The organism is Pseudomonas sp. R11F, assembly GCF_050312575.1.
GTDB classification, from domain to species: domain Bacteria; phylum Pseudomonadota; class Gammaproteobacteria; order Pseudomonadales; family Pseudomonadaceae; genus Aquipseudomonas; species Aquipseudomonas palleroniana.
Genome location: NZ_JBNPJU010000036.1, coordinates 1 through 14,891 on the forward strand (window position 1 = coordinate 1; position 14,891 = coordinate 14,891).

A 14,891-nucleotide genomic window follows, 5' to 3' on the forward strand; every position below is an offset into this window, starting at 1 on the left:
CTGACTGACTCACCGCCATCGGGAGCAAGCCCCCTCCCACATTTAGCTGGAAATCACCACTCGGCAAAGCTGCCGTCGGCATGGCGCCAGATCGGGTTGCGCCAGCGATGGCCGATGGCCGCGCGTTCAACCACATATTCCTCGTTGATCTCGATGCCCAGGCCTGGCCCGTTGGGTATCTTCACGAAGCCCTGGTCATAATCGAACACGCCCGGGTCGCGCACGTAGTCGAGCAGGTCATTGCTCTCGTTGTAGTGAATGCCCAGGCTTTGCTCCTGGATAAACGCGTTGTAGCACGCAGCGTCCAGTTGCAGGCACGCCGCCAGGGCAATCGGGCCCAGCGGGCAGTGCAGGGCAAGGGCCACGTCGTAGGCTTCGGCCATGTTGGCGATCTTGCGGGTTTCGGTGATGCCTCCGGCGTGGGACGCATCCGGCTGGATGATGTCGACATAGCCTTCGCTGAGCACACGCTTGAAGTCCCAGCGCGAGAACAGGCGCTCGCCCAGCGCAATCGGGGTGCTGGTCAGCGGTGCCAGTTCCTTGAGCGCTTCGTAGTTTTCACTGAGCACCGGCTCTTCGATGAACATCAGTTTGTACGGGTCCAGTTCCTTCATCAGCACCTTGGCCATGGGCTTGTGCACGCGGCCATGGAAGTCGACGCCAATGCCCACGTTAGGGCCGACCGCATCCCGCACAGCGGCAACGTTGGCCAAGGCCAGGTCGACTTTTTCGAAGCTGTCGACGAACTGCAACTCCTCGGTGCCGTTCATTTTCACTGCGGTAAAGCCACGCGCCACCGCCTCTTTGGCGGCACGGGCGGTATCGGCCGGGCGGTCGCCACCGATCCATGAATACACGCGGATCTTGTCGCGCACCTGGCCACCGAGCAGGTCGCTGACGGACACGCCGAGGGCCTTGCCCTTGATGTCCCACAACGCCTGGTCGATACCGGCCAGCGCACTCATGTGCACCGCGCCGCCACGGTAGAAACCACCGCGATAGAGCACGGTCCAGATGTCTTCGATATTGCGCGGGTCTTTTCCGATCAGGTAGTCGGACAGTTCTTCGACGGCCGCCGCCACGGTATGGGCGCGGCCTTCAACCACAGGCTCGCCCCAGCCGGTCACGCCCTGGTCGGTTTCGAGCTTGAGGAAGCACCAGCGCGGCGGGACGATGAAGGTCGTCAGTTTGGTGATTTTCATCTGTTATCTCTCTTATAGATGCAGCGCCCGTGGGCGCGGAACTTGGAGTCAGCTCAGGCTGTTCCAGGCGGCGACATACGCCTGGGCGCGGCTCGCGACCTGATCCACCGTCATACCCGGCTTGAACAACCCGGAACCCAGGCCGAACCCTTTGGCGCCGGCATCGATGAACACCTGCATGTTGTCCGGGGTAATGCCGCCCACCGGCAGCAGCAACGTGCCCGTCGGCAAGACCGCCAGCCACGCCTTGATCACCGACGGGCCCATTTGCTCGGCCGGGAACAGCTTCAACACGTCGGCGCCTTCGGCCAGGGCGGCAAATGCTTCGGTCGGCGTGGCCACACCGGGCGACAGGAACAGGCCCGTCGCTTTCGCTGCGCGCAAGACCTTGGCATCGCTGTGGGGCATCACGATGACCTGGCCACCGGCGGCTTTCACTTGCTCGACCTGCTCCGGGGTCAACACCGTGCCCGCGCCGATCAGGCAATCGGCAGGCAGGCCATCGCGCAGCGTGCGGATGCTGGTGTAGGGGTCGGGCGAATTCAGCGGCACTTCGATGACACGAAACCCCGCCTGGTACAGCACCTGGCCGATCGCCAGGGCTTCGTCCGGTCGTACGCCACGCAGGATTGCGATCAAACCGTTGCGGGCGAGCGCTTGCTTGAGCATGTCAGGTCTCCAATGCAGGTTGAGTGAGCCCGGCGGCCACCGCCAGTTGCCACAGGCCACGCTCGGTGGCTTCCTGCGCCAGGCTGACGTGGTCGAAGCCGCACAGGGCGAGGGCGCGTTGGTAGCGGGCGCAGAGGGCGGCGGCGCCGACCAGGATGATGGGTTGGTGTTTGGCGCCGACCGGCAGGCCGGCCAGTTCATGACCGATGAGCAAACCGGACAGGTAGTCAGGCTGTTGTTCGGGCGCCAACTCGCCGGTCAGCCCGAGCGTGCGCGCACTGAACAACGTCGACAGCACGCCGCGTTGGCCATCTTTGGAGAGCGCCACCTGCACGCCCCGATCAAAAGCGTCGGCCTGGAAGTATTCGGATATTTGCTGGGTACGCCCAAGCAGGCTGTGTTTACTCAACACCGCGAACAGCTCGCCGGTCATGAAGGTGTCGAAGTGGGTGATACGCCCCTCGACCACCTCGACCCATTTGGAATGGCTGCCGGGCAGGCCGATCAAAACATCGGCGCCAAGCCCCTGCAGCACGCCCAGCACTTGGGTTTCTTCGCCACGCATCACATTGGGCAGACCGACCTGCTCAATCACGCCGGGCACGATATGCACGTCGATTCCACGCAAGCTGCGTACCCGATGCAGAGCGTTGCCGAGGCTGGCGACGTTCACTGGCGTATTGCGATAGGCCGCCTCGCTCCAGCCCTGGGCGCTGCCGACCATGCCGCAGGCGATCACGGGCAGGTCGGGCCGGGCATCGAGCCAGTCACCACACGCCGCATCGAATGCCAATTCAAAGCCATCACGACAGTACACACCCGCGATATCCCGGGGCTCGCTGGGCAAATGCATGATGCCCCACGCCAGCGAGCGCTGCTCCAGCACCACACCTGCGGGGCCGAGTTTATAAGCACGAAGGGAACTGGTGCCCCAATCGAGCGCGATCAATTGCGCCTGCATCGCTTCACCTGAATGAGTGGTGATGAAAAAAGCTGATGGGCGAATATAAACCTATGCTTGCGCATATCTCAATATATAAATATCAATCCCATATAGTGAGACGAGACGAGATAAATCCTACTCCGTTTGCCCTTTTTGCGGGGAGTGGAACAAGACGTTATCTGATAGGGGAAGTTAAAAAGCCGACAAGTCCAGTTCGCGCATCGCCCCCATCCAGATCGCATAGTCGGTGTGATCCTTCAGGTCATCGCCGGTTTCGGGGTGCAGGAACACCACCAGACCCTCGCGGTGCAAGGCCAACCACGGCAGCACCACACCGATGTACTCCGGCTCGAAAGCCAATTGGCAGCTCCAGTCCGGGTGCGGGCCCACCGGCCGTTCGTGCACTCGACCCATGCGTAACGGGAACAGCTTGGCCGCGTCTTCGCACAGGGTGCGCGCCTGCTCGATCGTACTGGCGTCGAAGTAGATATGGGCGTGATAGCCCTTGATACGTTGCATGATGAAATCCGCGTCCACTGTGCGCCGATCCTAGACCGCAATCGACGGCAGGGCCAGCCCGGTCAGGGACTGCGCGCTGCTGGCCTGCTCCGCCAGCAGCCAATCGACAAAGCGCTCGATCAACTGCCCCCGGCGTTTGCGCTGGGGCTGCACCACGTAATAACCGAAACGCGAGATCACCGTGTCGCTGATCGGCCGGCACAGCCAGTTCTGCTGCAACAGGTTATCCACCAGGTGGCGCCAGCCGATGGCTACGCCCTGACCGGCAATCGCCGCCTGGATCAGCAGTGTGTAGTTGTCGAAACGCAACTGGCCTGGCGTGGGTGCCGTGGTGATCCCTAACTCGCGAAACACACCGCTCCAGTCGAACCACTGGCTGTTGTTCTCCTGACGCAGGTGCAGCAGGGGAAAATCCTGCAAATTCGCCAGGGTCAGCGCTGTGGTCTGCTCCTTGAGCCACTGCGGGCTACACACCGGGAACACTTCTTCGTTGAACAGCCACAGGCTGTCGCCCTGCTTGAAACGCCCGTCGCCGAACAGCACCGCCACATCGATATCACTGCGCAAGGTGGCGTGGTTACGTTCGCTGGTGACCAGGCTGACATCGACCTGCGGGTTGGCCTGGTGGAAGCGGTGCAGGCGCGGCATCAACCAGTAAGCGGCGAAAGCGAAGTCGGTGGCCACTTGCAGCACTTCATGCTGGCCCTGCTGGGTGATCGCGCTCAGGCCTTGGTTGATGGCCTGCAAGCCACCCTGGGCATGCTCGAACAGCAGGGCACCCGCGTCGGTCAATTCGATGCCACGGTAGATGCGATCAAACAGGCGAATCGACAGCTGTTCTTCGAGCCGCTTGATCTGCTGGCTGATGGCCGGTTGAGTGGTGCCCAACTCCATGGCGGCCGCCGTGAAGCTGCGATGTCGCGCCGCCGCTTCGAACACGCGCAACAGGTCGAGGGATAGATCACCGAGGGCTTCATACATTAGCTGTACTTATCCTAGACATTGTATTTCATGGGCTTTACCCAATTTTTCATGGGCTGCATGCTCATTCGCATAAACACCGCCTATGGAATGCCGAAGCCCCATGAAGCGCAAGAACATTCTTTTCATCATGGCCGATCAAATGGCCGCGCCACTGTTGCCGTTCTACGCACCGTCCCCGATCAAGCTGCCGAACCTGAGCCGCCTTGCCGCACAAGGCGTGGTGTTCGACGCCGCCTATTGCAACAGCCCGCTGTGTGCACCGTCGCGCTTCACCTTGGTCAGCGGCCAACTGCCGAGCAAGATCGGCGCCTACGATAACGCGGCGGATTTCCCCGCCGATGTACCGACGTATGCCCACTACCTGCGCCGCCTCGGCTACCGCACCGCGCTGTCGGGCAAGATGCATTTCTGTGGCCCCGACCAGTTGCATGGCTACGAGGAGCGCCTGACCAGCGACATCTACCCCGCCGACTACGGCTGGGCGGTGAACTGGGATGAGCCGAACGTGCGCCCCAGCTGGTACCACAACATGTCCTCGGTACTGCAAGCCGGTCCGTGTGTGCGCACCAACCAGCTCGACTTCGACGAAGAGGTGGTGTTCAAAGCCCAGCAATACCTGTTTGACCATATCCGTGAGGACGGCGATCAGCCGTTCTGCCTGACGGTATCGATGACTCACCCGCACGACCCGTACACCATTCCCAAGCCGTTCTGGGAGCTGTACGACGATAGCCAGATCCCTTTGCCGACGACCCCGCCCCAGGCCGATCTCGACCCGCACTCCCAGCGCCTGCTCAAGGTCTATGACCTGTGGGACAAGCCGCTGCCTGTGGATAAGATCCGCGATGCGCGGCGTGCTTATTTCGGTGCTTGCAGCTATATCGACAGCAATGTCGGCAAGCTCTTGCAGACCCTGGAAGACACCGGCCTGGCCGAGGATACGATCATCATCTTCTCCGGCGACCACGGCGACATGCTCGGCGAGCGCGGCCTCTGGTACAAAATGCATTGGTTTGAAATGGCCGCCCGCGTACCGTTGCTGGTCTGGGCACCGGGGCAATTCGCCGCCGGCCGCGTGGCCCACGCGGTGTCCACCGCCGACCTGCTGCCGACCCTGGTGGAACTGGCCGGCGGCGAGCTGGATCCACGCCTGCCGCTGGACGGCCGCTCGCTGGTGCCGCATTTGCAAGGGCAGGGCGGGCACGACGAAGTGTTCGGCGAATACATGGCCGAAGGCACCATCAGCCCGCTGATGATGATCCGCCGTGGCGCCTACAAATTCATCTACAGCGAAGACGACCCTTGTCTGCTGTTCGATGTGCACAACGACCCGCACGAGCGGGAGAACCTCAGCCAGTCGCCGGAGCACCGCTCACGGTTCGAGGCGTTCTTGAGCGAGGCGCGAGCCAAATGGGACATCCCGGCGATCCACCAACAGGTGCTCGCCAGCCAACGCCGCCGTCGCCTGGTGTTTGAAGCCCTGACCCAGGGCAAGCTGAAGAGCTGGGATCACCAGCCACTGGTAGACGCCAGTCAGCAGTACATGCGCAACCATATCGACCTCGACGACCTGGAGCGCAAGGCACGTTATCCACAACCCTGCCAAAACCAATAAAGACACAGAGGGAAGGCCATGCAAAAGCTAACGGTAGTACTGGGTATCCTGGCGCTCGCCAGCGCCAATGTGTACGCAGACACCAGTTGTGAAACGGTGAAAATGGCTGATCCCGGCTGGAGCGATATCGCCGCCACCAATGCCATCACCGGTTTTCTACTGACAGGCATGGGCTACAAACCCAAGGTCGACACCCTGGCGGTGCCGATCACGTTTGGCGGGCTCAAGGATGGCCAGGTGGATGTGTTCCTGGGTAACTGGATGCCGGCACAACAGGGCTTCTATGACAAATTCGTGGCCAATGGCGATGTGGTGCAACTGGCGAAAAACCTCGACGGCACCGAGTTCACCCTCGCGGTACCGGACTACGTGTGGGACGCCGGCGTGCATGACTTCAACGACCTGAACAAGTTTGCCGACAAGTTCGACAAGAAGATCTACGGCATCGGCTCCGGCGCACCGGCGAATATCTCGTTGCAGGAGATCATCAAGAAGAACGACTTTGATCTGGGCCAATGGAAGCTGATCGAGTCCAGCGAACAGGCGATGCTCGCCGAGGTGTCACGCTCGGTCAAAAAACAGAAATTCGTCACCTTCCTCGGCTGGACGCCGCACCCGATGAACGTGCAATTGAAAATGCACTACCTCAAGGGCGGCGAGAAGTATTTTGGTGACACCGGCAGCGTGTATACCTTGACCCGCAAGGGTTACGCACAGGCCTGCCCGAATGTCGGGAAGCTGCTGACCAACCTGAGTTTCACCCAGGAGATGGAGAACAGCATCATGGCCGAGGTCGCCAACAACAAGGTCAGCAATGCCGATGCGGCGAAGGCGTGGATCAAGGCGAATCCAGCGGTGTTGGACAAGTGGCTCGACGGCGTGAAGACCACGGATGGCCAGGAGGCCCTGCCGGCTGTCAAAGCCAGGCTCTGACATCCAACACGATCCAAGTGTGGGAGGGGCGGTGCGACGATTCGACTTGCTCCCTCCCACAGGGATCGGTGCCTGCTGATATTCTGCGCCAAACCTACAGACCGAGCCTTTCATGCCCCGGCCCAACCGCCACACACTTTTTCCCTTTCTCGCCTGGCTCCCGCGCCAAACCCGCGCCAGCATGGGTCGAGATGCAGTCGTTGGCCTCAGCGGCGCAATCCTCGCCCTGCCACAGTCGATTGCCTACGCACTGATCGCCGGTCTCCCGCCCGAATACGGCCTGTACGCGGCAATCATCCCGGTACTGATCGCCTGTCTCTGGGGCTCCTCCTGGCACCTGATCTGCGGCCCTACGGCGGCGATTTCCATCGTGCTGTACGCCAGCATCAGCCCCTTGGCGATACCCGGATCGCAGGACTACATCACCTTGATCCTCCTGCTGACATTCCTGGCCGGCGTTTTCCAGTGGCTGCTGGGCATGCTGCGCTTCGGCGCGCTGGTGAATTTCGTCTCTCACTCGGTGGTACTGGGTTTCACCCTGGGTGCCGCCGTGGTGATTGCCCTGGGCCAGTTGCCCAATCTGCTGGGCCTGGATTTGCCGAGCCAGGCCACGGCAGTCAATAGCCTGCTGGCACTGATCGACCATGGCGGCGAGTGGGACCAGGCGTCACTGGCCCTGGGGCTGGGCACCTTGTTGGTGGGCGCGTTGCTCAAATACTGGGTGCCACGCTGGCCAACGCTGTTGATCGCCCTGGCCCTCGGCAGCCTGGCCGTCTGGCTGTGGCCGGCGATGTTCGGGCATGTCGCGCGGGTCAGTTCGTTTGTTGGCAAGCTGCCGCCATTCAGCCCGCTACCGATGGACCTCGATCTGCTGCTGCGCCTGCTGCCCAGTGCAGTGGCGGTGGGGATGCTGGGGCTGGTGACCAGCCTGTCGATAGCCCGCTCCTTGTCGGCTCGTTCACAGCAATTGCTCGACGCCAACCAGGAAGTCCGCGCGCAGGGTTTATCCAACATTGTCGGCGGATTTTTCTCGGGCTACTTGTCAGCCGGTTCCTTTACCCGCTCCGGGCTCAGCTATGAAGCCGGCGCGTGCTCGCCGTTGGCGGGGGTGTTTTCCGCGCTGTGGGTGGCGCTGTTCGCGTTGTTCGGCGCCGCATTGATCGCCCACATCCCCATTCCGAGCATGGCCGCGAGCATTCTGTTGATTTGCTGGGGCCTGGTGGACCATCGCGGCATTCGTGCGTTGTTCCGGGTGAGCCGGGCCGAGTTTGTGGTGATGAGCCTGACCTGCGTCGCCACCTTGCTGCTGGAGCTGCAAACGGCGATTTATGCCGGGGTGCTGGCCTCGCTGTTTTTCTACCTCAAGCGCACCTCGCAACCGCGCGTCCAGCAGTGGCGTGACGGCGACGAAGATGTGCTGCGGGTAGGCGGCTCGATCTTCTTCGGCGCCAGCCATTACCTGCAAGTACGTCTGCAAAGTCTGCATGGCCAGCGGGTGGTCATCGAGGCGCAGCAGATCAACTTTATCGACTATTCCGGCGTGGAGATGCTGCACCAGGAGGCACGGCGATTGCGGGGCTTGGGACGCAGCTTGACCTTGCGCCGGGCCCGGCCGCAGGTGGTGGAAGAGTTGAAGAAACTGGAAGGGGCCGACAACTGCCCCCTCCAGTTCGAAGACTGAACGCAGTCAAACATGTGGGAGGGGGCTTGCTCCCGATAGCGGTGGTTCAGCCAAGTCATTCTTGGCTGACACACTGCAATCGGGAGCAAGCCCCCTCCCACAGTAGCGGTGCCCACATCAGATTGGAGCTAGATGAGTTGGCGGCGCAGTTCAGCCAGCACCGGTGCCGAAGCCGGGCGCACACCGCGCCACAGGAAGAACGCTTCCGCCGCCTGCTCCACCAGCATGCCCAAGCCATCCATCGCCACGGCTGCACCTTGTTCAGCAGCCCAGCGACAGAACGCGGTCGGCTCCTTGGCGTACATCATGTCGTAGCAAAAGGTCTTGCCGGGTTCGATCAGGCTGCCGGCAATCGGCGGTACATCGCCTGACAGGCTGGCGGACGTGGCATTGATGATCAGGTCTACCGGCTCACGCAGCCAGTCGAAACCGCTGGCGGATACCGGGCCGAGATCGTCGAACAGCTCCGCGAGCAATTCGGCCTTTTCGACCGTACGGTTGGCGATGATCAACGAGGCCGGTTGTTCCGCCAGCAACGGTTCCAATGCCCCGCGGACTGCACCGCCGGCGCCCAGCAGCAGGATGCGCGCGCCTTTGAGCGTCAACCCGGCGTTTACCGTCAGGTCGCGCACCAAACCCGCGCCGTCGGTGTTGTCGCCCAGCAGGGTGCCGTCGGCCAACTTGCTCAAGGTGTTCACCGCACCGGCGCGTTGGGCGCGCTCGGTCAAGGTATCGGCCAGACGGTAGGCTTCTTCCTTGAACGGCACGGTGACGTTGGCACCCCGTCCTTGCACAAAGAACTCACGGGCACAGCCGGAGAAATCCTCCAGCGGTGCGAGCAAGGTGTTGTAATCCAGTTGCTCGCCGGTCTGCTCGGCAAACATACGGTGGATCAACGGCGATTTACTGTGGCCGATGGGGTTACCGAATACGACATACCGATCCATCAGACAGCCGCCTTGGGCGCAATCAGGCCAAGCCAGTCGCGGTCTTGCAGGAAGTAGTCGGTGAGCCGCGCTTCTTCGCTGCCGGCTTCGGCTTTCCAGTCATAGCTCCAGCGCACTTGCGGCGGCAGCGACATCAGGATCGACTCGGTACGCCCACCCGACTGCAGGCCGAACAAGGTGCCACGGTCGTAGACGAGGTTGAATTCCACGTAGCGGCCGCGACGGAATTCCTGGAATTCGCGCTGTTGCTCGGTGTAGGGCATGGCCTTGCGGCGCTGTACGATCGGCAGGTAGGCATCGATGTAGGCATCGCCGATAGCGCGGATGAAGGCGAAGCAGGTGTCGAAGTCCCATTCGTTCAAGTCATCGAAGAACAGCCCGCCGATACCGCGCGGTTCGTTGCGATGCTTGATATGAAAATAGGTGTCGCACCAGGCTTTGTAGCGCGAGTACACCTGCGGGCCGAACGGCGCACAGGCCTGCTCGGCCACGCGATGCCAGTGGATGCAGTCTTCTTCGTTTCCATAGTAGGGCGTGAGGTCGAAGCCGCCACCGAACCACCATACCGGCTCTTCGCCGTCTTTTTCGGCAATGAAAAAGCGCACATTGGCGTGGGACGTCGGCACATGCGGGTTGTGCGGATGGATCACCAGCGACACCCCCAACGCCTCAAAGCCTCGCCCGGCCAGCTCAGGGCGATGGGCACTGGCAGAGGGTGGTAGGCCGCTGCCAAACACGTGGGAAAAGTTAACGCCGCCTTTTTCAATGACCGAACCGTCTGCAATCACACGGGTGCGACCGCCACCGCCGGCAGGCCGGGTCCAGGCGTCTTCGATAAAGCGAGTGTCCGTCTCGAAGGTTTCCAGGGCGCTGCAAATGCGGTCTTGCAGGTCGAGCAGGTAGGCTTTAACAGCCTCAGTGCGAGTAGTCATGGCATCACCTTGAATCGGGCAAAGCTACGCGAGGCCATCGGGCGTCGGCGGCAAATGGGCGCACAGGATAACACCGCACCCACGCGCGTCGCAGTTGACGAAGATCAAGCTTAGGAGTCCGATAGCAGGCCACGCGATTCGATCTCAAGGAGAAGTGCAGATGGCCAAACGTATCCAGTTCAGCGCCCATGGCGGTCCCGAAGTACTTGAATATGTCGACTACACGCCCGCAGAGCCGGGCCCGCAACAGGTTCGCGTGCGTAATGAGGCCATCGGCCTGAACTTCATCGACACCTATTTCCGCAGCGGCCTGTATGCGCCGCCAGCCTTGCCGTCGGGGCTGGGCGCCGAGGGTGCCGGGGTGGTCGACGCGGTCGGCAGTGAAGTCTCTCAATTCAAGGTCGGCGACCGTGTGGCGTATGGCAGCGGCCCATTGGGCGCCTACAGCCAACTGCATGTGTTGCCCGCAGCCAACCTGGTGCACCTGCCGGACGAGATCAGCTTTGAACAGGCTGCCGGCGCAATGCTCAAGGGCCTGACCGTGCAATACCTGCTGCGCCAGACCTATGAACTCAAAGGCGGCGAAACCATTCTGTTCCACGCCGCGGCCGGGGGCGTGGGCTCCCTGGCCTGCCAATGGGCCAAAGCCCTGGGCGTCAAGCTGATCGGTACCGTGAGCTCGCCGGAAAAAGCCGCCCTGGCCAAATCCCTCGGCGCCTGGGAAACCATCGACTACAGCAAGGAAAACGTCGCACAGCGCGTATTGGAATTGACCGACGGCAAGAAAGTACCGGTGGTATACGACGGTGTGGGCAAGGATACCTGGCTGACCTCACTGGACAGCGTGGCACCGCGTGGGTTGGTGGTGAGCTTCGGTAACGCGTCGGGCGCGGTCGATGGGGTGAACCTGGGGATCCTGGCGGCCAAGGGTTCGCTGTATGTGACCCGTCCGACACTGGCGACCTATGCCAACAACCCGGAGAACCTGCAGGCAATGGCCGATGATTTGTTCTCGATGATCAAGAGCGGCAAGGTCCGCATTGATATCAACCAGCGCTATTCGCTAGCTGAGGCGGCGAAAGCGCAAACGGAATTGTCGGGACGGCGCACGACGGGGTCGACCATTCTGTTGCCGTAAGACGATAGATCTGTAGAGGTTGTGAGGGCCTCATCGCGAGCAAGCCCGCTCCCACATTTTGATCGGACTCCAACTGAAGGAACGCGCTCAAGTGTGGGAGCGGGCTTGCTCGCGATGGCCACACCTCGGCCTCAGGACGGCCGCACCACCTCACCCGTCGCCAAATCACGAATCAGGCTCGGGTTCTTGCGCCCACCCAGGGCGCCACCCAGCACCACGTCCAGTTGGCCACGGAAATATTGCTCTACACGCAGCCGCGTGCGCGCCGCCGGGCGCCCCTGAGGGTTGGCCGATGTGGAAATCAACGGCCCCACCAGCGAGCACAAATCCCGCACCAGCGGATGGTCACTCACCCGTACCGCCACCGTGTCATGCACACCGGTCACCCATTCAGGCAGCAAGCCCTGGTGGGGCACCAGCCAGGTATTCGGCCCCGGCCAGGTACTGGCCATGCGTTCGATCCAGGTATCCGGGAAATCTTCAAAGAGAAAATCGAACTGGCGAATATTGTCCGCCACCAGGATCAAGCCCTTATCCACCGAGCGGTTCTTGATCGCCAGCAGCCGGTCCACCGCTTCTTCATTCCACGGGTCGCAGCCCAGGCCCCAGACCGCCTCGGTCGGATAGGCAATCACCGCGCCTGCGCGAATTTCTCGTGCGGCTTCCAGCACACGCCACCTGTTGACCATTGTTCACTCTCCGGACTAAAGCTCTGCGCAGTTTACCGATCTTCGTTACAAAACCTAGGGGCGCGCGAGCCAGCGGCCACTCTCGCAGATCACTTGGCCTTCGAGCTCCAACTCCGTCAGCGTCGCCAGCACTTGGGATAACGGCCGCCCGCTGGCAATCGCCAAGCCTTCGCTGGTATGAGGCGCGGCATGCAGCAACGCCACCAGCGGATGGGTGACCGGCACGGGGGCAGGACGGGACAGGGCCTGCCAACCGCGCAAACCTTCCAGAATGTGCTCGATGGTTTCGACCAACACCGCGCCATCGCGGATCAACTGGTGACAACCCTTGGCACCCGGATGATGAATGGAGCCGGGGATCGCATACACCTCGCGTCCTTGCTCGGCCGCCAGCCGTGCGGTAATGAGCGAGCCGCTGGCCATGCTGGCTTCAACCACCAACACGCCCAGCGACAAACCGCTGATGATCCGGTTGCGCCGGGGAAAATTACCCGCTTGCGGCGCCGCATCCAGCGGAAACTCGGAAACTACGGCACTGCCCTGGTCAATCATCGCCGCCGCGAGCTTTCGATGGCGCTGTGGATAAAAATTTTCCAGGCCCGTGCCCAGCACGCCGATGGTCTGGCCACCCACCTCCAATGCCGCCTGATGCGCCGCGCCGTCTATGCCCAGCGCCAAGCCGCTGGTGATAACAAAGCCCGCACTCGCCAGGCTGCGCGAAAACGCGGCGGCCGTGTCCATGCCGGGGCGGGAAGCGCGACGGCTGCCGACCATCGCCAGCTGGGGTTTTTCCAGGATTGCAGGGTCACCGGCAACGAACAGCAACGGGGGGGCATCGTCGATCTGGGCGAGTAGCGCGGGATACTCAGGCTGGTCCCACATCAGTAAATGCTGGGCCGGGCGGGCTAGCCAGACCAAGGCAGCACTCGCGCCATCACGGATTTCAGGGCTGCGCCGAGCCTCGGCACTGATGGCCGGCAACCCAAGGGAACGCCAGGCACTGGCGGGGGCGCTGATGGCCTTTGAAGCGCCGCCGAACGCTTCGATCAAAATGCGAAAACGCTTGGGGCCCAGTTCCGGCAGCCTGTGCAAGCGTAGTCGGGCTTCCAGTTCGGCAGGCGAAATTTCATCACTGTTTATCGGATACATCTGATCATCCTTGACCGGAACAAGCTGTGGATAACTCTGTTGGTAACTTATTTAGCAGGCTATTTATTGCGTTGGATTGGCCGTCACGAAACGGTCCATCACCGCCAGTGAGCGCGAGGCACTCAGTACCAGGCCGTAACTGAGTTTTTCAAAGGTACGAAACACCAGCAGGGTGCCAGCACGCTCGTCAGGAAGTGGCGTCGGGGCGCCGGTGAGGATGTCGCGGACAGTGGAACCGCTCTTTATCACCGTGAGCAATTGGCCTTCGACCATGCCGTCGCGCCGGCCTTTATTCAGGGTGACGGCGTCCAGCACGCCAATCTGAGTGACGCCCTTGGGGATATCAATGATTTGCCCTTCGATAAAAGGCGCGGATACCCCAGCTTCCAGCCTTGCCGGCGCGACGGGGTGCTCAGCGCGTAGCAGACGGTCGCCTGGGCGGACTTCCTGGGTCACGCGCTGCACGGCCAGGGTAGTGAGATCACCGGCCGTCACAAAACGTGCGGTGCCGATGTCGTCGGCATTGATGCCCAGCAGTTCCTGAGTGTGCGGGTCGGTGTAGGTTTTGCCGCGCCGGAAAATCCCATAGCTGGTCTGGGACGGGTCGAGAGCACCGCGGGCATGCACCCGCTCGCCATGGGCGCCCAACACCCGCCCCGCCTCAGCCGCAACAATGTAGGGCGCCCGGTCCAGATCCTGGGGCGTATCGAGAATGCGGTTATGCAATAAGAAGCGCTGGATGGCCTGTTGCGTCGGTTGATCCAGGCGCTGTACAGGCTGGGGCAGCAGGGCCTTGGCGAACGGGGCCCACAGCAGCAAGACGAGTAGCGATTTCCTCATGGGGTCAATCTCCTTTATTATGTGCGTTCGCGTGAAATGCCATGGCCTGTGCGGCTTTTGAGCGTTTCACACCGGCTGTCTGGGTCCATCCCAACGCCGATTTGCCTCTACCTCACATGTGCAGCAATTACGCTTATGGCTATTTTGAACATCCTCGAATTCCCCGACTCGCGCCTGCGCACGATCGCCAAACCGGTGGCCGTAGTGGACGACAAGGTTCGTCAGTTGGTCGATGACATGTTTGAAACAATGTATGAAGCCCCGGGCATCGGCCTCGCCGCCACCCAGGTCAACGTGCATCAGCGCGTCGTGGTCATGGACCTGTCGGAAGATCGCAGCGAACCCCGGGTGTTCATCAACCCCGAGTTCGAACCGCTGACCGAAGAGATGGGCGAATACCAGGAAGGTTGCCTGTCGGTACCGGAGTTCTACGAAAACGTCGAACGCCCGCTACGCGTGAAGATCAAGGCCCTGGACCGTGATGGCAAGCCCTACGAGTTGATCGCCGATGGCCTGCTGGCGGTATGCATCCAGCATGAGTGCGACCACCTCAACGGCAAGCTGTTTGTCGATTACCTGTCCACGCTCAAGCGCGACCGAATCAAGAAGAAGCTGGAAAAAAAGCATCGCCAGCAAGCTTGATGCCCGTC

Annotated in this window: 15 protein-coding genes; 5 read left to right on the forward strand and 10 right to left on the reverse strand. The window is 61.7% G+C overall.

The features are described from left to right. Nucleotides 1-53: 53 nt before the first annotated feature. The 5 genes from dgoD to ACQRBV_RS08990 all read right to left on the reverse strand — a co-directional run bounded on the left by dgoD (nucleotide 54) and on the right by ACQRBV_RS08990 (nucleotide 4,314). On the reverse strand, nucleotides 54-1,202 hold the full coding sequence (gene dgoD / locus ACQRBV_RS08970) for a galactonate dehydratase (protein WP_411984855.1): 1,149 nt from the start codon (nucleotides 1,200-1,202) through the stop codon (nucleotides 54-56). Nucleotides 1,203-1,250: 48 nt separating this feature from the next. Next, on the reverse strand, nucleotides 1,251-1,871 hold the full coding sequence (locus tag ACQRBV_RS08975) for a 2-dehydro-3-deoxy-6-phosphogalactonate aldolase (RefSeq protein WP_161548514.1): 621 nt from the start codon (nucleotides 1,869-1,871) through the stop codon (nucleotides 1,251-1,253). A gap of 1 nt (nucleotide 1,872) precedes the next feature. Next, entirely contained in the window at nucleotides 1,873-2,832 is a 960-nt protein-coding gene (locus ACQRBV_RS08980) for a 2-dehydro-3-deoxygalactonokinase (RefSeq protein WP_104995094.1), read from the reverse strand. A gap of 174 nt (nucleotides 2,833-3,006) precedes the next feature. Then, the gene (locus ACQRBV_RS08985) at nucleotides 3,007-3,333 is read right to left on the reverse strand and encodes a DOPA 4,5-dioxygenase family protein (protein WP_060756682.1); all 327 of its coding nucleotides are present in this window, start codon (nucleotides 3,331-3,333) and stop codon (nucleotides 3,007-3,009) included. A gap of 30 nt (nucleotides 3,334-3,363) precedes the next feature. Next, nucleotides 3,364-4,314 carry a choline sulfate utilization transcriptional regulator gene (locus tag ACQRBV_RS08990; protein WP_060756539.1) on the reverse strand — a complete coding sequence of 317 codons (951 nt, stop codon included), beginning with the start codon at nucleotides 4,312-4,314 and terminating at the stop codon, nucleotides 3,364-3,366. A gap of 103 nt (nucleotides 4,315-4,417) precedes the next feature. Between ACQRBV_RS08990 and betC the strand changes: the two genes are divergently transcribed. The 3 genes from betC to ACQRBV_RS09005 all read left to right on the forward strand — a co-directional run bounded on the left by betC (nucleotide 4,418) and on the right by ACQRBV_RS09005 (nucleotide 8,546). After that, nucleotides 4,418-5,932, forward strand: a complete 1,515-nt coding sequence (gene betC, locus ACQRBV_RS08995) for a choline-sulfatase (protein WP_411984856.1) — start codon at nucleotides 4,418-4,420, stop codon at nucleotides 5,930-5,932. Between the two features lie 18 nt (nucleotides 5,933-5,950). Further along, nucleotides 5,951-6,865 (forward strand): choline ABC transporter substrate-binding protein, encoded by a 915-nt coding sequence (choX, locus tag ACQRBV_RS09000; protein WP_411984857.1) that lies wholly within the window; start codon nucleotides 5,951-5,953, stop codon nucleotides 6,863-6,865. A 112-nt stretch (nucleotides 6,866-6,977) separates the two neighbouring features. Next, entirely contained in the window at nucleotides 6,978-8,546 is a 1,569-nt protein-coding gene (locus ACQRBV_RS09005; protein ID WP_411984858.1) for a SulP family inorganic anion transporter, read from the forward strand. Between the two features lie 128 nt (nucleotides 8,547-8,674). Here ACQRBV_RS09005 and aroE read toward each other — a convergent pair whose 3' ends face one another. Both aroE and hemF read right to left on the reverse strand, forming a co-directional pair. Then, on the reverse strand, nucleotides 8,675-9,493 hold the full coding sequence (aroE, locus tag ACQRBV_RS09010) for a shikimate dehydrogenase (protein WP_090367774.1): 819 nt from the start codon (nucleotides 9,491-9,493) through the stop codon (nucleotides 8,675-8,677). Next, complete coding sequence (hemF, locus tag ACQRBV_RS09015; protein WP_060756544.1) at nucleotides 9,493-10,425, reverse strand: oxygen-dependent coproporphyrinogen oxidase; 933 nt, start codon at nucleotides 10,423-10,425, stop codon at nucleotides 9,493-9,495. The genes aroE and hemF overlap by 1 nt, the downstream gene beginning before the upstream one ends. 160 nt (nucleotides 10,426-10,585) lie before the next feature. Here hemF and ACQRBV_RS09020 point away from each other — a divergent pair, with 160 nt between their 5' ends. Next, complete coding sequence (locus ACQRBV_RS09020; RefSeq protein WP_060756545.1) at nucleotides 10,586-11,563, forward strand: quinone oxidoreductase family protein; 978 nt, start codon at nucleotides 10,586-10,588, stop codon at nucleotides 11,561-11,563. 131 nt (nucleotides 11,564-11,694) lie between these two features. On the opposite strand, the gene ACQRBV_RS09025 is transcribed toward ACQRBV_RS09020, so the two are convergent. From ACQRBV_RS09025 to ACQRBV_RS09035, 3 genes are all read right to left on the reverse strand, one after another. Continuing rightward, a complete protein-coding gene (locus ACQRBV_RS09025) occupies nucleotides 11,695-12,252 on the reverse strand; it encodes an L-threonylcarbamoyladenylate synthase (protein ID WP_060756546.1) in 558 nt (185 codons plus the stop codon). Nucleotides 12,253-12,306: 54 nt separating this feature from the next. Further along, nucleotides 12,307-13,401 carry a DNA-processing protein DprA gene (dprA, locus tag ACQRBV_RS09030; protein WP_411984859.1) on the reverse strand — a complete coding sequence of 365 codons (1,095 nt, stop codon included), beginning with the start codon at nucleotides 13,399-13,401 and terminating at the stop codon, nucleotides 12,307-12,309. Between the two features lie 63 nt (nucleotides 13,402-13,464). Beyond that, nucleotides 13,465-14,241 carry a peptidoglycan-binding protein gene (locus ACQRBV_RS09035; protein ID WP_411984860.1) on the reverse strand — a complete coding sequence of 259 codons (777 nt, stop codon included), beginning with the start codon at nucleotides 14,239-14,241 and terminating at the stop codon, nucleotides 13,465-13,467. Between the two features lie 135 nt (nucleotides 14,242-14,376). Between ACQRBV_RS09035 and def the strand changes: the two genes are divergently transcribed. Continuing rightward, nucleotides 14,377-14,883: a peptide deformylase gene (def, locus tag ACQRBV_RS09040; RefSeq protein ID WP_016970668.1), complete on the forward strand. Its 507-nt coding sequence runs from the start codon at nucleotides 14,377-14,379 to the stop codon at nucleotides 14,881-14,883. Nucleotides 14,884-14,891: the final 8 nt, after the last annotated feature.